Source organism: Pseudomonas sp. LB1P83 (genome assembly GCF_054897885.1).
On sequence record NZ_CM142709.1, the window covers coordinates 1,113,380 to 1,132,834 of the forward strand.

The window sequence follows — 19,455 nt, forward strand, 5'->3', positions numbered from 1 at the left end:
ACCAATCAGTGCCAAACCGGTCACAGTTTGCGACCGATGGCTCAAGTCGCCATCCCCGCAGCCGACAGCCTGCTGACAGGAGACTGATAATTATGCTGCCACCGATGCTCCCCTTGAGTGCCGTGCCGATCACGTCACAGCAGGACCCGATCCGCCAGCGCCCGGACATTCCGCCTGTCGTGCCGGTGCAGGAAAGCTCCAATGAAAGCACCATCGACCTGCAACAGCGTGATCCCGAGGAAGCGGCTTTTCAGCTGCGCGAGGAGCAGCGGCGCAAGCAGGAGAGGGACCGGCGTCGCCGTGAAGCCGATGAAGATCCGGAGGAGCATCTGGCGGTTCCGGGTGTCGAGCTCAATGCCGACAATACCGTGCCGGTGGCGCCGTTGATGGAAGATCAGCCGCGCCAGGGGTTGTGGGTCGATATCCAGATTTGAGGTTGTGGCTGGTCAGCGCTGCCGTGAGGCCGCATTATTGCGAAAACCCTGCCATACGATGTACTGAGCACCATGAGCCAAGATGACAAGTTGATTGATCTTAATTCTGAACGCGCCAAGCGGGTTCATGACCTTAATGAAAAGCGTCTGAATGAAGTGCGTCAGGCGTTTGAGCAGGCGATGCCGTTGGGTAAAGCCAAGAAGAAGCCGAAGAACAAGCCGAAAAAGCGTTGAATTACCCTGCATCCGTTGATGCAGGTCAGTTATTTCCCCTCCTTTACGCCCTGTCTCGGGCGACATTGATCCCGGTCAATTTTCTCTTCTGCCTGATTGGTTAACTTAGCCCTATCGCAACAGGGCAAGTGCAGGAGAGCCGTCATGTTTTTCGATAACGTGGTGATCGCCGGAGTGCTGACAGTTGGCCTCATGGTTCTGTTTTTCGCAGGGTTTGGATTTTTTATCTGGAAGGATTCGCATAAGCGTAAACCGTAGTTCTTTCTGGATGTAATGAGCACGCAAGGCATTTTGGGCAACTTCGGTTGCCCTTTTTTTCGCCCGCGATTTTTACTGATGTACACCGTCCAACTGTAGGAGTGAGCCTGCTCGCGATGGCGGCCTGATAGCCGACCATGTTCTTTCAGATGTACATATCCATTCCTGCGGTAACGGCCGCTTATGGTTTCGCTCTTACAGCGAGTCACTTTTTCAAACGACAAAAAGTAACCAAAAGTCTTCGCCCCAGCGTACGGCCCCTCGCCTAGGCTCGGCGTTCCTTCGCTCCGGCATTCATCTGGGGGCATCGCCTCCGGTCGGCTTCGCTTCGACCTCCTCTCGATGTGTGCGGCTTCGCCGCACGGCGCTACGCGCCCACCCCCCAGATGAACGCCTCCACTCAGCCTCCCGACGGGGCGGGCAGATCAAGATCAAAAGCTGCAGGCGAGCTAACGCTCGGCCTGTTGAGTGGTGAGGAGCGAAGCGTGTACGCCGATTAATTGTAGGAGTGAGCCTGCTTGCGATGGCGGCCTGACAGCCGCCCTTTTTTTTGCGTGTGCCCCCGGTCCCTGTAGGAGCGAGGCTTGCCCGCGAAGGCGTCCTCACGGCCAACCAATCTCTTTAAATAGACCGGGAATGCCGAAATGCCGACCATAAAAAAGGCGCGAACCTCACGGAACGCGCCTTTTTCAACAGCGATGGATCAACTGCCCAGTGCCTTCGACGCCAGCCAGAACAGGCCGGCGGACAGGGCCACTGTCGCTGGCAGGGTCAGGACCCAGGCCAGCAGGATGGTTCTGACGGTGCCGCCTTGCAGGCCGCTTTTGTTGGCGACCATGGTGCCGGCCACGCCCGAGGACAGGACGTGGGTGGTGGAAACCGGCAGGCTGAAGATGTTGGCCATGCCGATCAGGCTTGCGGTAGTGATCTGTGCCGACATGCCTTGGGAGTAAGTCATGCCCTGCTTGCCGATTTTCTCGCCGATGGTCAGTACCACGCGTTTCCAGCCAACCATGGTACCCAGGCCGAGGGCCAGGGCGACCGCCAGGATCACCCAGAACGGGGCGTATTCGGTGGTGGTGGTCAGGTCTTTGCGCAACTTGTTCAGGTCTGCCTTTTCGCGGGCGTGGAGGCCTGGCAGCTTGCCGACTTTCTTCGCCGTGTCGTCCAGGCAGAGCAGATAACGACGCACTTCGATGCGGCTTTCCGACGGTAGCGAGTGGTAGTCTGCTACACCTTTAAGGGTGCCAAGCAGGGCGGTGATGGTCGGTTCGGTCTGTTGCGGGTTGCAACGGAATTTCTCCGGCAGATCGCCTTCCACGCTTTTGCCCAGGGCCAGGTATTCACCCAGCGTATCGGCGTTGCGCTTGTAGAACTGGCTCAGGTGCAAGGTCGCATCGCGAGTCCGCTCGATCTGGTAGGTCGTGCTGCCCAGGTCGAGCACGAACTGCGCCGGCACGATACCGATCAACACCAGCATGATCAGGCCGATACCTTTCTGACCATCGTTGGAGCCGTGCACAAAGCTCACGGCCATCGCCGAAATCACCAGCACCAGGCGGTTCCAGAACGGCGGGTGTTTCTTGTCATCGATTTTGCGGCGCTGTTCCGGCGTCTTGTGCATCTTCGACAGCGGACGCCACCATTTAAGGCCGATCAATATCAGGGCTGCGACCAGGAAACCCGCCATCGGCGAGAACACCAGGGAGGCACCGATATCGATCGCTTTCTGCCAGTTCACACCATCGGCCAACGGAATGTCGTTGATCAACGCGTTGGCCAGGCCGACACCGAGGATCGAACCGATCAGCGTATGGGAACTGGAGGCCGGGATACCGAAGTACCAGGTGCCCAGGTTCCAGGTGATGGCAGCGGCGAGCAGCGAGAACACCATGGCCAGCCCGTGACCGGTGTTCACATTGATCAGCAGCTCTACCGGCAGCAGGTGAACGATGGCATACGCCACGCCGACGCCGCCCAGCAGCACGCCGAGGAAGTTGAACACACCGGAAAAGAACACCGCCAGGTGAGGCGGCATGGCTTTGGTGTAGATAACGGTGGCCACCGCGTTAGCGGTGTCATGAAAGCCGTTGATGAACTCGAAGGCGAGGACAAAGGCCAGGGCGAGCAAGAGGCTCACAAGCACCCAAGCATCCAGTCCGCTGAATAAATCGATCATGAAGGTTTTCTGACCCGGTCATAAGGGGGCGCGATTATGCCAGAAAAGACTGCTAATCGATGCACTAGGTGCTCATCGGTAACATTCTTCAACGAATTAGTTTGTGACGATCGCCGATCCCCCAGGTTTTTGCCGGGTTTTGCAAGTCATTGAATTCAGATGAAAAGGCCGCAGCCACAAGGGTTTCTCTCGTGAGGTCGAGAGACTTGAACGCTTGTGTGAAATATCTGAGAAGAGGGTCAGCCACATGCCATTTGCCTCATCCATAGGGTGAGGTGGCCGCTGCCCGCTTGTAGCGGGCGCGAAAGGCACCATCCATACAACCCGCTTTTAACAGGTGCAGATGCAGACCTTTGAAAGAATTCAGGCCGGGGTGATCAAGGCTCTTCGGCTTTGAGTTCCTTTTCCATCTTCTGCAATTCCTGGGTGAATGCCTGATCCTGAACGGTGGCGCGTTTACGCCAGGGTTTGCGTTCGGGTTCGGGCTGAGCGGCGTAGGTGGTGACTTCCCCGCCGTAAACTTCCTTGTAACGTTGTTCCTGGCGCTCAAGTTCCGCGCGCAGTTCGTCTTTCGTCACAGTGCTACCTGTATGAGTTGAGATAAATTCTGGTGAAACGCGCTGCATGGATCCATTGACCACACTCGTCGAAAGGACAATGCCCGACAAAGGCATCGCTTTTTACGGCGTGCGAACAATACTTCCATGTTGCAGGCGGCCACGGCACCAGAGAAGAACAGCTGACGTAGCATCAGTTACCTGTTTCAGCGAGCGCGTTGGCGGAGCATATGAAATGAGCGTCAAGCACTTGCTGCTGACAGCGACGATAGAATACCGGGCTGCCGAATAGCGGAATCGGCACGTAAAAACCGCTTCGCCACTGAGGTGCATTATAGCGGTCGATCCGAAGAACACTATCTCTAGAGAGTTAAAAGTAGTTCTACCTGTGTGATTGTTTTGTTACTCGCAACTTTCATCGGTAACTAGGCGGCGATGATGATGTCACTTTGCAACGATGTGTTTCTGACGCCATAAAGTCGAACAAGTTAACCCCGTTACATCGCTCCTTTAAGTCGGCGCCCCAACAAGAATAAAAAGCATGTAGCGGGCACGGCGAAAATCAGCGCGCGCAGGTTGGTGGCGTCCGTGATGCCGATTGCGATTATCGGTCGATGGTTCGATAATCGCCCAATCTTGCGGCCTGTGGCTTGTGTGCAGGGCCCGAAGCCGCTTGTAATAGCCGCTGATCCGTGTGGGAAAAGGACCTGATATGAACGATCAAATGCGCAATTCCTTCGCTTCAGTGGCGCCGCCGATCGTGGCCTCGCCCGCCAAGCGAATCCAGGCCCTGACCGGCGACCCGGATTTCATGACCTCCCTGGCCCGGGGGCTGGCGGTGGTGCAAGCGTTCCAGGAGCGCAAGCGACACCTGACCATTGCCCAGATCAGTCACCGCACGGAAATTCCCCGCGCCGCGGTACGACGTTGCCTGCACACCTTGATCAAGCTCGGCTACGCCACCACGGACGGTCGCACCTATTCGCTGCTGCCCAAAGTGCTGACGCTCGGCCATGCCTATTTATCCTCGACGCCTTTGGCAGTTTCCGCCCAGCCGTATCTGGACCGCATGAGCGAGCAACTTCACGAAGCCTGCAACATGGCCACGCTGGAGGGCGACGACATTTTATACATCGCTCGCTCGGCGACCACCCAGCGCCTGATTTCCGTCGACCTGTCGGTAGGCGGGCGGTTGCCGGCCTATTGCACCTCCATGGGCAGGATTCTTCTCGCGGCTCTGGATGACACTTCGCTGCGCGAATACCTCGACCATGCGGAGTTCCAGGCCAAGACCAGCCGAACCTTGCACACCCCCGAGGCGTTGCTCGAATGTTTGCAGGAAGTGCGGCAGCAAGGCTGGTGCATCGTCGATCAGGAACTGGAGCAAGGCCTGCGCTCGATTGCCGTTCCGGTGTACGACGCTTCCGGCCAGGTAGTGGCAGCGCTTAACGTCAGTACCCACGCCGGACGGGTCAGCCGCAACGAGCTGGAGCAACGTTTTTTGCCAGGCTTATTAAGTGCCAGTCGCGACCTCAGCGCTCAGCTGTTTGCCTAAGCTGTTCGATAAACGCACAGAGTCGGGTTTATCGAATTGACGCTGTTTCCCCAGGATCATTAATGTCGCGGCAGCGCCAGCTCAGGCTGGCACCTGTCCGACTGCGTTCTTGCGTGGAATAAAAATAATGAACCAGCCTCAGTCTGCTGTAGGAAACTGCCTCGACGTGCAGTCCTTCATCAATGCTCAACCCATTTCGCGCTACCAGTGGCGAGTGGTGATCCTGTGTTTCCTGATTGTCTTCCTCGATGGCCTCGACACCGCGGCCATGGGCTTCATCGCGCCGGCCCTGTCTCAGGACTGGGGCATCGATCGCGCCAGTCTCGGCCCGGTCATGAGTGCGGCGCTGATCGGCATGGTCTTCGGCGCACTGGGTTCCGGGCCATTGGCTGACCGCTTTGGGCGAAAAGTCGTACTGGTCGGCGCAGTGCTGTTGTTCGGCGCCTTCAGCCTGGCATCGGCGTACAGCACCAACGTCGATCAATTGCTGGTGCTGCGCTTCCTCACCGGCCTGGGCCTTGGCGCCGGGATGCCGAACGCCACCACGTTGCTGTCGGAATACACCCCGGAGCGCAAAAAATCCCTGCTGGTGACCAGCATGTTTTGCGGCTTCAACCTCGGCATGGCCGGTGGCGGTTTCATCTCGGCCAAGCTGATTCCTGCCTTCGGCTGGCACAGTCTGTTGCTGATCGGCGGGGTTCTGCCGTTGATCCTCGCCGTCGTATTGCTGTTCTGGCTGCCGGAATCGGCGCGCTATCTGGTCGTGCGCAACCGTGGCACCGACAAAGTGCGCAAGACCCTCGCGCCCATCGATCCCACCGTCGTCGCCCAGGCGTCGAGCTTCAGCGTGCCGGAACAGAAAACCGTGAAGGCTCGCAACGTGTTCGCGGTGATCTTCTCCGGCACCTATAGCACTGGCACTTTGTTGTTGTGGCTGACCTATTTCATGGGGCTGGTGATCGTTTACCTGCTGACCAGTTGGTTGCCGACGCTGATGCGCGACAGCGGCGCAAGCATGGAGCAGGCAGCGTTCATTGGTGCGCTGTTCCAGTTTGGCGGGGTGCTGAGCGCAGTGGGCGTGGGCTGGGCGATGGACCGGTTCAATCCGCACAAGGTCATCGGCATTTTCTACTTGATGGCCGGGGTGTTTGCCTACGCGGTAGGGCAGAGCCTGGGCAACATCACGTTACTGGCGACCTTGGTGCTGGTGGCCGGGATGTGCGTCAACGGCGCGCAATCGGCGATGCCTTCGCTGGCGGCACGGTTCTATCCGACTCAGGGTCGCGCGACCGGGGTCTCGTGGATGCTGGGGATTGGCCGGTTCGGCGCGATTCTCGGGGCGTGGATGGGTGCGACGCTGCTGGGGTTGGGCTGGAATTTTGAACAGGTGCTGACGGCGCTGGTGATTCCGGCGGCGTTGGCGACCACGGCGGTGGTGATCAAGGGCATGGTCAGTCATGCGGATGCGACCTGACTTCAGGGTTCGGAATCTTTAGTGGGGTTGGTGGCCTCTTCGCGGGCAAGCCTCGCTCCTACAGGATTAACGATGTCCGTGAACGCGGCGAATCTGTAGGAGCGAGGCTTGCCCGCGAAGCTTTTTGGATCGGTAGCGAGACAACAATCTGTTCGATAAACGAACACTCAGTCGATTATCGGATTGTTTGGGGTTTTTCAGGGGCTTACTCTTCAGGCATTCCGGCGCTGAACCTCGCGCCTTTTTCATCCACTGTCGGTTCATAACAAAACGGGAGCCTGCCCCATGGCTGAAATCCTTTCGCTGCACGACGCGGTGAAGCAATTCGTCAACGACGGCGATACCGTCGCGCTCGAAGGCTTCACTCACCTGATTCCTACGGCGGCGGGTCACGAAATCATTCGCCAGGGCAAGAAAGATCTGACGCTGGTGCGGATGACGCCTGACCTGATCTACGACCAGTTGATCGGCGCCGGTTGTGCTCGCAAGCTGATTTTCTCCTGGGGCGGCAACCCGGGTGTCGGTTCGCTGCACCGTCTGCGTGACGCCGTCGAGAAGCAGTGGCCGCACGCGCTGGAAATCGAAGAGCACAGCCACGCCGACCTGGCCAATGCCTACGTCGCTGGCGCCTCCGGCCTACCGTTCGCGGTCCTGCGTGCCTACGCCGGTTCCGACTTGCCGAAGGTCAACCCGCTGATCAAAACCGTCACCTGTCCGTTCACCGGCGAAGTGTTGGCGGCCGTACCTTCAGTGCGTCCGGACATCACCGTGATTCACGCGCAGAAGGCTGACCGCAAAGGCAACGTGCTGCTGTGGGGCATTCTCGGCGTGCAAAAAGAAGCCGCGCTGGCCGCCAAGCGCTGCATCGTTACCGTCGAGGAAATCGTCGACGATCTCAACGCACCGATGAACTCCTGTGTGCTGCCGACCTGGGCTCTGAGCGCGGTTTGCCACGTCCCTGGCGGCGCGCATCCGTCCTACGCCCACGGTTACAACGAACGCGACAACCGCTTTTACCAAGCCTGGGACCCGATTGCCCGCGACCGTGACACCTTCACCGCGTGGATCAACGAATACATCCACGGCTGCGCTGACTTCAGCGAGTTCCAGGCCAAGCTGGCCGCTGCTTCGGAGGCCAAGTAATGACTTACACCACCAATGAAATGATGACCGTCGCCGCCGCCCGCCGCCTGAAGAACGGCTCGGTGTGCTTTGTCGGCATCGGCCTGCCGTCGAAAGCGGCCAATCTGGCGCGACTGACTTCCTCACCGGATGTCGTCCTGATCTACGAATCGGGTCCGATCGGTGCCAAACCGAGCGTACTGCCGCTGTCGATCGGTGACGGCGAGCTGGCGGAAACCGCCGACACTGTCGTGCCGACCGGTGAGATCTTTCGCTATTGGCTGCAGGGCGGGCGCATCGACGTCGGTTTCCTTGGCGCCGCGCAAGTCGACCGCTTCGGCAACATCAACACCACGGTGGTGGGCGACTATCACCAGCCGAAAGTCCGTCTGCCGGGTGCCGGTGGTGCGCCGGAGATTGCCGGCTCCGCCAAAAGCGTGCTGATCATCCTTAAACAGTCGGCGCGTTCCTTCGTCGACAAGCTCGACTTCATTACCTCGGTCGGCCACGGCGAGGGCGGTGATTCGCGCAAGCGTCTCGGCCTGCCGGGCGCCGGTCCGGTCGGCATCATCACCGACCTGTGCATCATGGAACCGGAAGCGGACACCCATGAATTTGTGGTCACCGCGCTGCACCCTGGCGTGACCCGCGAGCAAGTGATTGCCGCCACTGGCTGGGCGATTCGTTTCGCCGACACGGTTGAAAACACCGCCGAGCCCACCGAAGTTGAATTGAAGGCACTCAGGGATCTCGAAGCCCGAACCGCCGCCGCCCACGGCCAAGCACCCGGAGAAGCGTGATGCGCGACGTTTATATCTGCGACGCGATTCGCACCCCCATCGGCCGTTTCGGTGGCGGTTTGTCGGCGGTTCGTGCTGACGACCTGGCCGCCGTGCCGATCAAGGCCTTGATGGAACGCAACCCGTCGGTGGACTGGACAGCCGTGGACGAGGTGTTCCTCGGTTGCGCCAACCAGGCCGGCGAAGACAACCGCAACGTCGCACGCATGGCGCTCCTGCTGGCCGGGCTGCCGGAAAGCATTCCGGGCGTCACGCTCAATCGCCTGTGCGCTTCGGGCATGGACGCCATCGGCACTGCATTCCGCGCCATTGCCTGCGGTGAAATGGAGCTGGCGATTGCCGGCGGCGTCGAGTCGATGTCCCGCGCGCCGTTCGTGATGGGCAAGGCCGATGCGGCGTTCTCGCGCAACATGAAGCTGGAAGACACCACCATCGGCTGGCGTTTCATCAACCCGTTGATGAAAGCCCGGTACGGCGTCGATGCGATGCCGCAGACCGCCGACAACGTGGCCGACGATTACGAAGTGTCCCGCGCCGATCAGGACGCTTTCGCACTGCGCAGCCAGCAGCGCACAGCCGCCGCGCAAGCTGCAGGATTTTTCGCTGAAGAAATCGTCGAAGTGCGGATTGCCCACAAGAAAGGGGAAACCGTCGTCAGCCAGGATGAGCATCCTCGTCCCGACACCACGCTGGAAACCCTGGCCAATCTGAAACCGGTCAATGGCCCCGACAAAACCGTCACCGCGGGCAACGCTTCGGGAGTGAACGACGGTGCCGCGGCTTTGATCCTGGCCTCGGCCGAGGCGGTGAAGAAACACGGCCTGACCGCTCGTGCCAAAGTGCTGGGCATGGCGAGCGCCGGTGTCGCACCGCGTGTCATGGGCATTGGCCCGGTGCCGGCGGTGCGTAAACTGACTGAGCGTCTGGGCCTGGCCGTCAGCGATTTCGACGTGATCGAGCTCAATGAAGCCTTCGCCAGCCAGGGTCTGGCGGTGCTGCGTGAATTGGGTATTGCGGACGATGCCGCACAGGTCAATCCGAACGGTGGCGCCATTGCCCTGGGCCATCCGTTGGGCATGAGCGGTGCGCGTCTGGTCCTGACCGCGTTGCATCAATTGGAAAAGACCGGTGGCAAGAAAGGTCTGGCGACCATGTGCGTCGGTGTCGGCCAGGGTCTGGCCCTGGCCATCGAACGCGTCTGACACCCGGCAGACTAATAAGAACAGAGGAAAGCGAAATGACTGACAAGCCTGGTTACCGTCGCCCGCAGGAAGGCACCCAGCCGGACTACCTGCACCCGACGTATCAATCCACCAACCGTCGCGCGCCGTCCAAGCCGTTGGTGTTTTTGCCTCATTCGTTGTCGGAAATTACCGGTCCGACCATCGGCGCCGAGCGTATTAACGAGAAGGACAACGACCTGACGGTGCAACACGCGGGCGAACCGCTGGGCGAGCGAATCATCATCCACGGCCGCGTGCTGGATGAAGACGGTTTGCCGGTACCGGGGATTCTGGTGGAGATCTGGCAGGCCAACGCCGCCGGTCGCTATAACCATGCCCGCGACCTGCACGACGCCCCGCTGGACCCGAACTTCACCGGCACCGGCCGCACCGTGACCGACGCCGATGGCGGGTACCAGTTCCAGACCATCAAGCCCGGCGCCTATCCGTGGGGCAACCACCACAACGCCTGGCGTCCGGCGCACATCCATTTCTCACTGTTCGGGCCGAGCATTCTGACGCGGCTGGTCACGCAAATGTATTTCCCGGGCGACCCGCTGCTGGCCTACGACCCGATCTACAACTGCGTGCCCGATACCCGCGCCAAAGAGCGTTTGATCGCCACGTTCGATCTGGAAAAAACCATCCCTTCCTATGCCCTCGGTTATCGCTGGGACATCGTCTTGCGCGGCCGCGAAGCCACGCCGATGGAGAAATAAGATGACGCTGAACGCGACCACGTCCCACACCGTCGGGCCGTATTACCACATCGGCCTGACCTGGCTGAACCGCGAAGACCTGACCGTTGCACAGACCCTCGGCGAGCGCGTGGCGATCACCGGGCAAGTCGTCGATGGCAATGGCGACTTCGTCAACGACGCGATGCTGGAAGTCTGGCAGGCCAACGCCGCCGGCAAGTACGACCACCCCGAAGACGACCAGGCCAAACCCCTGGACCCGAACTTCGAAGGCTTCGGCCGGGTGCCGGTGGATGCAGAAGGGCGCTTTCGTTTCACCACAATCAAGCCCGGCACAGTAGAAGGCCTGAAGGGCTCGACCCAGGCGCCGCACCTGGTGGTGCTGGTGTTTGCTCGCGGGTTGGTGAAGCACTTGCTGACACGGATTTACTTTGACGGCGAACCGGCCAACGTCGAGGACCCGCTGTTGGAATGCGTGCCGACTGAACGCCGCGGTACCTTGCTGGCGAAGCAGGATGCGTCCGGCCTTTATCAGTGGAATGTCATTCTTCAGGGCACCGATTCCGAGACGGTGTTTTTCGATTACTGAAAACACCGCAAATCCCTGTAGGAGTGAGCCTGCTCGCGATAGCGGAGTGTCATCCAGCATTGATGGCTCTGATACACAGCAATCGCGAGCAGGCTCACTCCTACAGGGGGTAGCATTGCCAACTTGGGAACGGGACTGTTGCAAAGTGTGTCTAGACTGTCATGGTCCTCAAGAGTGAAAAACAATGGCAACCCCCACCGCTATTACAGCGCATTACACCGGTGAAGAGCGCAGCAAGCGGATCTTCGCAATTGTCGGCGCTTCGTCCGGCAACCTCGTCGAATGGTTCGACTTCTACGTCTACGCCTTTTGCGCGATCTACTTCGCGCCAGCCTTTTTTCCGTCCGACAACCCCACCGTGCAGTTGGTCAATACAGCGGGCGTGTTCGCTGCCGGGTTCCTGATGCGACCGATTGGCGGCTGGATTTTTGGCCGTGTTGCGGACAAGCACGGGCGCAAGAATTCGATGTTGATCTCGATTCTGATGATGTGCTTCGGCTCGTTGCTCATCGCGTGCCTGCCGACCTACAAGGACATCGGCGTCTGGGCACCGATCATGCTGCTGTTCGCCCGCTTGCTGCAGGGCCTGTCGGTGGGTGGCGAATACGGCACCACCGCGACCTACATGAGCGAAGTCGCCCTCAAGGGCCAGCGCGGTTTCTTCGCCTCGTTCCAGTACGTGACGCTGATTGGTGGGCAGTTGCTGGCGGTGTCGCTGGTGGTGATCCTGCAACAGTTCCTCACCGAAGATGACTTGCGTGCCTACGGCTGGCGGATCCCGTTCGTGGTCGGTGCGGTGGCGGCGCTGATTTCGCTGTTCCTGCGTCGTTCGCTGAAAGAAACCACCAGTAAGGAAATGCGCGAAAACAAGGACGCCGGCAGCATCCGCGCACTGTTCCGCGACCATAAAGCCGCGTTCATTACTGTGCTGGGTTACACCGCCGGTGGTTCGCTGATTTTCTATACCTTCACCACCTACATGCAGAAATACCTGGTGAACACCGCCGGCATGCACGCCAAGACCGCCAGCTACATCATGACCGGCGCGCTGTTCCTTTATATGTGCATGCAGCCGCTGTTCGGCATGCTCGCGGACAAGATCGGCCGACGTAACTCGATGCTGTGGTTCGGTGCATTGGGCACGCTGTGCACCGTGCCGATCCTGCTGAGCCTGAAAAGTGTCAGCAGTCCGTTCCTCGCCTTTGTTCTGATTACCGTGGCGCTGGCGATTGTCAGTTTCTACACCTCGATCAGCGGCTTGGTAAAAGCTGAAATGTTCCCACCGGAAGTGCGCGCACTGGGTGTCGGTCTGGCGTATGCGGTGGCCAATGCGATCTTCGGTGGCTCGGCGGAATACGTGGCCCTGAGCCTTAAAGCCGTGGGCATGGAAAACTCCTTCTATTGGTATGTGACGGTGATGATGGCGGTGGCGTTCCTGTTCAGCCTGCGCCTGCCGAAACAGGCCAAGTACTTGCACCACGACCTTTGATCCATACGCGTGGGCCTCAATGGCCCACGCCTTCAAGGACTGTTTATGAACCAGCGACCGGGCAATCAATTGTTCGATGCCTATTTCACGGCCCGCGACATGCGTGAAGTGTTCTGTGATCAGGGCCGGGTTCAGGCCATGCTCGATTTCGAAGCGGCACTGGCCCGGGCCGAGGCGCGGGTTGGCTTGATTCCGCAGACGGTTGTTGCCTCTATCGAAGCGGCATGTCGGGCCGGGCATTACGACTTTGTCGCTCTGGGCGAGGCGATTGCCACGGCGGGCAATTCGGCGATTCCGTTGGTCAGGGCGTTGGGTAAACAGATCGCGACTAACGATGCCGAAGCCGAGCGCTACGTGCATCTGGGCGCGACCAGTCAGGACGTGATGGACACGGGGCTGGTGCTGCAACTGCGCCGCGCGCTGGAACTGATCGAAATCGATCTGGCGCAACTGGGCGAAACCCTCGCGACCCAAGCCCGGCGCTACGTTGCCACACCGCTGGCCGGACGCACCTGGTTGCAGCACGCGACGCCCGTCACCCTCGGCATGAAAATCGCCGGTTGGCTGGGCGCCGTGACCCGCAGCCGACAACGTCTGCAAGACCTCAAACCACGCCTGCTGGTGCTGCAATTCGGCGGCGCCTCCGGAACATTGGCTGCCCTCGGCGAGCAAGCGATGCCGATTGCCGAAGCCCTGGCCGGTGAGCTGCAACTGACGTTGCCGGACCAACCCTGGCACACCCAGCGTGATCGCCTGGTGGAGTTCGGCGCGGTACTCGGTTTGATCGCCGGCAGCCTCGGCAAACTCGGCCGCGACATCAGTCTGTTGATGCAGACCGAAGCCGGCGAAGTGTTCGAGCCGTCGGCACCGGGCAAGGGCGGTTCCTCGACCATGCCGCACAAACGCAACCCCGTGGGCGCTGCGGTGCTGATCAGTGCGGCAACCCGCGTTCCCGGTTTGCTCTCGACGCTGTTCAGCGCCATGCCTCAGGAACACGAACGCAGCCTGGGCTTGTGGCACGCCGAATGGGAAACCCTGCCGGAGATTTGCTGCCTGGTGTCAGGCAGCCTCAAGCAAGCGTTGCTGGTAGCGGACGGACTGGAAGTGGACGCGCTGCGCATGGCCCGCAACCTCGACCTGACTCAAGGCCTGGTGCTGGCCGAAGCAGTGAGCATCGTCCTCGCGCAACGGGTTGGGCGCGACACCGCGCATCATCTGCTTGAGCAATGCTGCAAACGAGCGGTGGCCGAGCAACGTCATCTGCGAGCGGTGCTCGGTGACGAGCCGCAAGTGACCGCCGAGCTTTCTGCCGTTGAACTCGATCGTCTGCTGGACCCCGCCCATTACCTCGGTCAGGCCCATACCTGGGTCGAGCGAGCGGTGGCTGAACATATTGCGTTGACTGCCTGAAGGAGATTGCTGTGGCTTTCGTACAACTCGCCGAGGGCGAACTGAATTACCAAATTGATGGGCCGGACGATGCGCCGGTGCTGATGTTGTCCAACTCACTGGGCACCGACCTGCATATGTGGGACGCGCAGATCGCCGCGTTCTCCGAGCATTTTCGGGTGCTGCGTTTCGATACTCGTGGCCATGGCCAATCGCTGGTCACGCCGGGGCCGTACAGCATCGAGCAACTGGGCCACGACGTGCTGGCGCTGCTGGATGCGTTGCACATCGAGCGCGCATATTTTTGCGGCCTGTCCATGGGTGGCCTGATCGGCCAGTGGTTGGGCATCAATGCCGGCGAGCGGTTGAACAAACTGGTGGTGTGCAACACCGCGGCGAAAATCGGCGATCCGTCGGTGTGGAATCCACGGATCGAAACCGTACTGCGTGACGGTCCGGCCGCTATGGTCGCGCTGCGCGATGCGTCGATTGCGCGCTGGTTCACTGCGGATTTTGCCGAGGCGAATCCTGCTGCCGCGAAGCAGATTACCGACATGCTCGCGGCCACTTCGCCTGAGGGTTATGCCGCCAATTGCGCCGCCGTGCGCGATGCCGACTTCCGTGATCAGTTGTCCTCGATCAAGGTGCCGCTGCTGGTCATCGCCGGCTCCGAAGACGCGGTCACGCCGCCGTCCGGTGGGCACTTTATTCAGGAGCATGTGCAGGGCGCCGAGTACGCCGAGTTTTATGCCGCGCACCTGTCCAACGTCCAGGCCGGTGCTGATTTCAGCGACCGTGTGCTGGCGTTTCTGTTGGCTCATTGAGGGGGTTGTTGTGGACGAAAAACAACGTTACGACGAGGGCTTGAACGTCCGCCGTGCAGTCCTCGGCGATGCCCATGTCGACCGCAGCCTGAATGCACTGACGGAGTTCAACTCGGAGTTTCAGGAAATGATCACTCGCCACGCGTGGGGCGACATCTGGACCCGCCCGGGCCTGCCGCGTCATACCCGCAGCCTGATCACCATCGCCATGCTGATCGGCATGAACCGCAACGAAGAGCTAAAACTGCACCTGCGCGCCGCCGCCAACAACGGCGTCACCCGCGGCGAGATCAAGGAAGTGATCATGCAGAGCGCGATCTACTGCGGCATCCCGGCGGCCAATGCGACGTTTCATTTGGCGGAGTCGGTGTGGGATGAGCTTGGCGTAGAGTCCCGGAAGTAAATTTCGGGTTTTGCGTTGTTAGAGCTGACGCTTTCGCGGGCAAGCCTCGCTCCTACAGGTTTTGCGCAGTACCTGTAGGAGCGAGGCTTGCCCGCGAAAGCAATGTCATGACTTACACCGTGGCGACAATGAAGATCCGCTTGAACGGAAACAGCGTGCGCCCATCGCACTCATGCGGGTAATGCGCATGCACCCGCATCATAAAGTGATAGATGAACCGCGCCTGTTCGTCATCCTTCAAGCCTCGCATCACCGCCCGCAAGGCCGAGACCTTGATCCAGTCATAGATCGGCGACTTGCCGTCCACGACCTGCAACTGCTCGGTTTCCCAGATATCCAGCGTTCGGGTGATCGGTGAGAGCAACCGGTAGTAATCTTCCAACGACAGCAACGGCCGCGCAGCCATCGTCTCGCGCAATTGCGGGGAGCCCAGCGGTTTACCGTCGGAACCGCCATCATTGAGGGTGTCTAGCATCAGTTGATACCACACCGCATCCCGCCAGTCGGGCATGTGCGCTGCCAGACAACCACCCACTTTGAGATAACCGAGCAAACGCGGCAGCAGCTGTTCATGACCGTCGATGAAGTGCAGCACGGCAGCGGCAAAAAGCAGGTCGGCAGATTGCTCCGGCTGCCAATTCTTTAGGTCGCACTGCTTCCACTGGGCCTTGATCGGCAAACATCTGGCCTCCTGAAGCATTTGCTCCGAACTGTCGATGCCCATCAGGTGAGCGCGAGGCCAGCGTTTGGCCAGAGCTTGCGTCGCAATGCCAGTGCCACAGCCGAGGTCGTAGATGCGTTTGGGGGTTGCCAGGTCGATGCGGTCGAGTAGCTCGTTTACCGGTTGTTGTCGAAGTCGGGAAAATTGCAGGTAAGCCTTGGCGTCCCAGTCGGTGCTGGCATTCCTTGCTGTATGCAGTTTGGTGCTCATGAGGTTGTCCTCTCTGGCAGTTCAAAGTTGTCTTCCAATGACGTTGAGGGTTTTGAGTGCAAACCCCACACCTCGTCGGGTATCAGGTTCGCGCAACAATTTCAGAAGTTGATAAAAGCCGGGGGGCTGTTCGTTTGCTGCGCTATCGGCTTTTGCGATGCGTACGGCGTTGCTGACGCTAAAGGTGGCAGCTGTAGCGTTCTCGAAAAGCTGAGCCAGCTTTTCCACCATGGCCGGATCCAGCAGGTCGACGAGGTCGCTGACCAGCGAAAGCAGGTCCACCAGATTGTCCAGCCGACCACCGTCAATCAACGGTTTCAGCTTGTCCAATAGTGCATTCAACCCCGGGCTGATGGCGGGTGCGATTGATTCATTTGCCAGGTCCATAACGATTCATCCTCTCCCTGTGCAGGGTCAAAGCATTCCGCGGGCGACAGCCCAGTACAGACCGCGATTGAAGCCGTTTCTGAGTAACCCGCCGAGTTTGGTGGACGGGGTTGGAATGACATCGTGGCAGTAGTCATATCTGAGCGACATTCCGGCATTCAGGCCCATTTGCGCCACCGCCTGTACGCTTCCGTCATAGACAGCGATGGTGGTGCCCAAACGAATTTCGGCGGCGATGTTGTTGGCGATCACGGGCGCCTGGTTATGGCATGCGCCTCCCGCTTTGCTGATAGGCAGGTCGCAGCTGTCACCGATGACGTAGACGTTTTCCAGGCCATAAACCTGCAAGGTTTCGTGGTTGGTCGGTAACCAGCCTTCGTCGTTGGGTGCTTGTGAGGCCCCGCACTCCCGCACGGCGTCAACGGCGCAGATGGGCGGTGTTGCCATCAGGATGTCGAAGGACTGAGCGTCACCTTCTTCGGAGTAGGCAATTTTGCTGTCTGGATCAACGCGACTCAGGGTGAACCCACGCTGAAAACGGATGTTTTTCTGTTCGAAAATACTCGGCAGAATTTCCCCGGTCGGGCGTTGCAGGAACAGACAGTTGCGCAGTAGTTGAGCCGTGGTCGGGTAGGTGTAGATGATTTCCACCTTGTCTCGCACGCCTCGACGTCGCAGAAAGTCATCCAGCATCAAAGTGGTTTCGACGGGCGCAATACCGCATTGATGCGGAACGTTGGGCGTTTTCGGGAAGGACACGGTAATGAAAATGCGGCCTTTTTCGATGGTGCTCAGCTTTTGCGCCAGTTGCCTGGCAGGCTCGTATTGATAGAAATGGTCACCGGCTTCTTTCAGGCCTTCGATGCGTCCCGGGGCCGGTAAGCAACCTGTGGCGATGACCAGAAAATCATAGCAGTAAACTTTGCCACTACGAGTTTTCAGGCGTTGCGCGGGGAAATCAAAACGTGTCACTTCTTCAACGTTGAAAGTGATTTCCGGGCGCAACAGTGAACGTTCCGCCCGCTTGAGTTCTTCCTGGAAAAACAGGTTGAACGCCACGTACATGAACGCAGGTTTATAGAAGTGATCGGGGGAATTGGACAGCAGTGCAATCGAGACTTCGCCGCGCAGGATTTCCGGATACAGCTTGCTGGCCAGCTGATTGGCCAACATGGTTCCACCTACGCCGCCACCGACGATAACTATTCGCTTGCTCATACCTGACCTCCGCGGTCATGGCAGCTTCGCGTACAGCATCCGGAGATAACGGAAGAAAACAGGGGCTCCTACATCAGGGCTGGAGATTTAAACGCACTTTTTGACTGTATCTGCCAACTCGCAAAATGCCAGTCAAGCCGACCGGTGGTTACAGGCAGCGGCTTTTAACTTCGTCCGCTGCCCGGGTGCGGTTACAACAAACTGATCGGATAGCTGACGATCAACCGGTTCTCGTCGAACTCGTTGTTGCTGAAGTCCCGGCGTATGGTCGAGTTGCGCCATTTGACGTTGAGGTCCTTGAGCGCGCCGCTCTGTACGGTGTAGCCCAGTTCACTTTCGCGGCCCCATTCCTTGCCGTCGGTGATGGTGCCGGTGTGCACGTTGTCGCCGCTGATGTAGCGGTTCATCAAGGTCAGGCCGGGGATGCCGAGGGCGACGAAGTTGTAGTCGTGGCGCAGCTGCCAGGATTTTTCCCGGGCGTTGTCATAACTGGCGTTGTAACTGTCGTTGGCCAGGGTGCCGCCGCTGGTACCGTTGATGCGCATCCAGGCGCTGTCGCCGGTGAGCTTTTGCAGGCCGACGTAGAAGGTGTGGCCGCCGTATTTGGCCGAGAACAGTCCCGACCAGGTCTTGTTGTCCAGCTCGCCAGCCCGGGCGCTTCCGTCATCCTTGCCATAGAAGAAACCAAGGTTGGCGCCCAGCGTCCAGTCGCCGAGGGGCTGGCTGTGAATCAGGTTCACGTATTGCTGGCTGTAGATGTCCTTGAGTTCGGCATTCCACAGGCCGAACTGGGTGCGCTTGTCGTTGAAGGCGTATTCGCCGCCCTGGAAGTTGAAGCGGTCGGAGGTGAAGGTCGGTTTTCCGGTCATCGACAGGTCGCTCATGCTGCTGTCGTCGCGCGGGCTGTTGGCGCGGAACTGGCCGCCATAGAGCGTCACTCCGGCGATTTCTTTCGAAGTGATCTGGCCGCCACGGAAGGTTTGCGGCAGGGAGCGACCGTCGTCCGAGCGCAGGATTGGCAGCACCGGCATCCATTCGCCTACCTTGACTTCGGTCTGCGACAGCCTGGCCTTGAACGCTACGTTGGTGCGACCGAAGTTGTCCGCCGGGCGACCGTCGTGATCCAGCGGCAACAGCTGCGTCCCACCCGTGCCTTTACCGCCGTCGAGCTTTACCGAGTACAACCCCAGCACGTCCATTCCGAACCCGACGGTGCCTTGGGTGAAGCCGGACTTGGCGTCGAGGATGAAACTTTGCGTCCACTCTTCAGCCTTGCCCTGAGCCTTGGTCGGGTTGGTGAAGTTGCGGTTGATGTAGAAATTGCGCAGGTTCAGGTTGACCTTGGCGCCTTCGACAAAACCTGATTCCTCGGCCATGGCGGGCAGGGCCGCGCTGGCCAGAGCGATGGCGATCAGGCTTGGGAAGTAGTGCTGCGCGGTAGATGGCGTCATGGCTCGGGTCTCTCTAATTGTTAGGGGTGAAACGGTGCGTTGCCGCAACCTTGGGGTTGCAGATAAAGGATTCGAATGGGCGAAAAACGGGAGCCGGTTAGCCGGACAGGGCAGGGCGCGGGGACATGGTGTCGAACCTGATGTTATTGGTCTTGTGCGAGGAATGGTGCGGGGAATGGACTGGATGGTTCAATCGGCAAAAGCGGGTTTTGGGCGGTTATCGAACGTATGTTTGCTGGG

20 protein-coding genes are annotated in these 19,455 nt (G+C 59.5%); 14 read left to right on the plus strand and 6 right to left on the minus strand.

Going from position 1 to position 19,455, the window contains the following annotated elements:
• Positions 1-92: 92 nt before the first annotated feature.
• The 3 genes from ACYZTY_RS04975 to ccoM all read left to right on the plus strand — a co-directional run bounded on the left by ACYZTY_RS04975 (position 93) and on the right by ccoM (position 926).
• On the plus strand, positions 93-434 hold the full coding sequence (locus ACYZTY_RS04975) for an aspartate-semialdehyde dehydrogenase (protein WP_131059291.1): 342 nt from the start codon (positions 93-95) through the stop codon (positions 432-434).
• A gap of 72 nt (positions 435-506) precedes the next feature.
• Positions 507-668, plus strand: coding sequence for a hypothetical protein (locus tag ACYZTY_RS04980; protein WP_007935839.1), 162 nt, complete (start codon positions 507-509; stop codon positions 666-668).
• 144 nt (positions 669-812) lie between these two features.
• Positions 813-926, plus strand: a complete 114-nt coding sequence (gene ccoM / locus ACYZTY_RS04985) for a cytochrome c oxidase subunit CcoM (protein WP_010462558.1) — start codon at positions 813-815, stop codon at positions 924-926.
• Between the two features lie 703 nt (positions 927-1,629).
• Here the strand turns inward: ccoM and ACYZTY_RS04990 are convergent.
• Together ACYZTY_RS04990 and ACYZTY_RS04995 are read right to left on the minus strand one after the other, a co-directional pair.
• Positions 1,630-3,105: an inorganic phosphate transporter gene (locus ACYZTY_RS04990; RefSeq protein WP_461957540.1), complete on the minus strand. Its 1,476-nt coding sequence runs from the start codon at positions 3,103-3,105 to the stop codon at positions 1,630-1,632.
• Positions 3,106-3,482: 377 nt separating this feature from the next.
• Positions 3,483-3,683 (minus strand): hypothetical protein, encoded by a 201-nt coding sequence (locus tag ACYZTY_RS04995; protein WP_007935837.1) that lies wholly within the window; start codon positions 3,681-3,683, stop codon positions 3,483-3,485.
• A 691-nt stretch (positions 3,684-4,374) separates the two neighbouring features.
• On the opposite strand from ACYZTY_RS04995, the gene pcaR reads away from it, so the two are divergent.
• From pcaR to pcaC, 11 genes are all read left to right on the plus strand, one after another.
• A complete protein-coding gene (gene pcaR / locus ACYZTY_RS05000; RefSeq protein WP_010462552.1) occupies positions 4,375-5,217 on the plus strand; it encodes a pca regulon transcriptional regulator PcaR in 843 nt (280 codons plus the stop codon).
• Positions 5,218-5,344: 127 nt separating this feature from the next.
• Positions 5,345-6,691 carry an aromatic acid/H+ symport family MFS transporter gene (locus tag ACYZTY_RS05005; protein ID WP_461957541.1) on the plus strand — a complete coding sequence of 449 codons (1,347 nt, stop codon included), beginning with the start codon at positions 5,345-5,347 and terminating at the stop codon, positions 6,689-6,691.
• Between the two features lie 285 nt (positions 6,692-6,976).
• On the plus strand, positions 6,977-7,834 hold the full coding sequence (locus ACYZTY_RS05010; protein ID WP_059407998.1) for a CoA transferase subunit A: 858 nt from the start codon (positions 6,977-6,979) through the stop codon (positions 7,832-7,834).
• Positions 7,834-8,613 (plus strand): CoA-transferase subunit beta, encoded by a 780-nt coding sequence (locus ACYZTY_RS05015; RefSeq protein ID WP_461957542.1) that lies wholly within the window; start codon positions 7,834-7,836, stop codon positions 8,611-8,613. Before ACYZTY_RS05010 ends, ACYZTY_RS05015 begins: the two co-directional genes overlap by 1 nt.
• Positions 8,610-9,815, plus strand: a complete 1,206-nt coding sequence (pcaF, locus tag ACYZTY_RS05020; protein ID WP_461957543.1) for a 3-oxoadipyl-CoA thiolase — start codon at positions 8,610-8,612, stop codon at positions 9,813-9,815. The genes ACYZTY_RS05015 and pcaF overlap by 4 nt, the downstream gene beginning before the upstream one ends.
• A gap of 35 nt (positions 9,816-9,850) precedes the next feature.
• Positions 9,851-10,555 carry a protocatechuate 3,4-dioxygenase subunit beta gene (gene pcaH / locus ACYZTY_RS05025; protein WP_461957544.1) on the plus strand — a complete coding sequence of 235 codons (705 nt, stop codon included), beginning with the start codon at positions 9,851-9,853 and terminating at the stop codon, positions 10,553-10,555.
• 1 nt (position 10,556) lies between these two features.
• Positions 10,557-11,123, plus strand: coding sequence for a protocatechuate 3,4-dioxygenase subunit alpha (gene pcaG, locus ACYZTY_RS05030; RefSeq protein WP_461957545.1), 567 nt, complete (start codon positions 10,557-10,559; stop codon positions 11,121-11,123).
• A gap of 184 nt (positions 11,124-11,307) precedes the next feature.
• Positions 11,308-12,612, plus strand: coding sequence for an MFS family transporter (locus ACYZTY_RS05035; protein WP_461957546.1), 1,305 nt, complete (start codon positions 11,308-11,310; stop codon positions 12,610-12,612).
• A gap of 45 nt (positions 12,613-12,657) precedes the next feature.
• Positions 12,658-14,022, plus strand: coding sequence for a 3-carboxy-cis,cis-muconate cycloisomerase (locus ACYZTY_RS05040; RefSeq protein WP_461957547.1), 1,365 nt, complete (start codon positions 12,658-12,660; stop codon positions 14,020-14,022).
• 11 nt (positions 14,023-14,033) lie between these two features.
• Positions 14,034-14,825 (plus strand): 3-oxoadipate enol-lactonase, encoded by a 792-nt coding sequence (pcaD, locus tag ACYZTY_RS05045; RefSeq protein ID WP_461957548.1) that lies wholly within the window; start codon positions 14,034-14,036, stop codon positions 14,823-14,825.
• Positions 14,826-14,835: 10 nt separating this feature from the next.
• The gene (gene pcaC, locus ACYZTY_RS05050) at positions 14,836-15,228 is read left to right on the plus strand and encodes a 4-carboxymuconolactone decarboxylase (protein ID WP_461957549.1); all 393 of its coding nucleotides are present in this window, start codon (positions 14,836-14,838) and stop codon (positions 15,226-15,228) included.
• A gap of 112 nt (positions 15,229-15,340) precedes the next feature.
• Here the strand turns inward: pcaC and ACYZTY_RS05055 are convergent, their stop codons facing one another.
• The 4 genes from ACYZTY_RS05055 to ACYZTY_RS05070 form a co-directional block, all read right to left on the minus strand.
• The gene (locus tag ACYZTY_RS05055) at positions 15,341-16,159 is read right to left on the minus strand and encodes a methyltransferase domain-containing protein (RefSeq protein ID WP_461957550.1); all 819 of its coding nucleotides are present in this window, start codon (positions 16,157-16,159) and stop codon (positions 15,341-15,343) included.
• 21 nt (positions 16,160-16,180) lie between these two features.
• Positions 16,181-16,546 carry a DUF1641 domain-containing protein gene (locus ACYZTY_RS05060; RefSeq protein WP_461957551.1) on the minus strand — a complete coding sequence of 122 codons (366 nt, stop codon included), beginning with the start codon at positions 16,544-16,546 and terminating at the stop codon, positions 16,181-16,183.
• Between the two features lie 27 nt (positions 16,547-16,573).
• Positions 16,574-17,764 carry an NAD(P)/FAD-dependent oxidoreductase gene (locus tag ACYZTY_RS05065; protein WP_461957552.1) on the minus strand — a complete coding sequence of 397 codons (1,191 nt, stop codon included), beginning with the start codon at positions 17,762-17,764 and terminating at the stop codon, positions 16,574-16,576.
• Positions 17,765-17,955: 191 nt separating this feature from the next.
• Complete coding sequence (locus ACYZTY_RS05070) at positions 17,956-19,215, minus strand: OprD family porin (protein ID WP_461957553.1); 1,260 nt, start codon at positions 19,213-19,215, stop codon at positions 17,956-17,958.
• Positions 19,216-19,455: the final 240 nt, after the last annotated feature.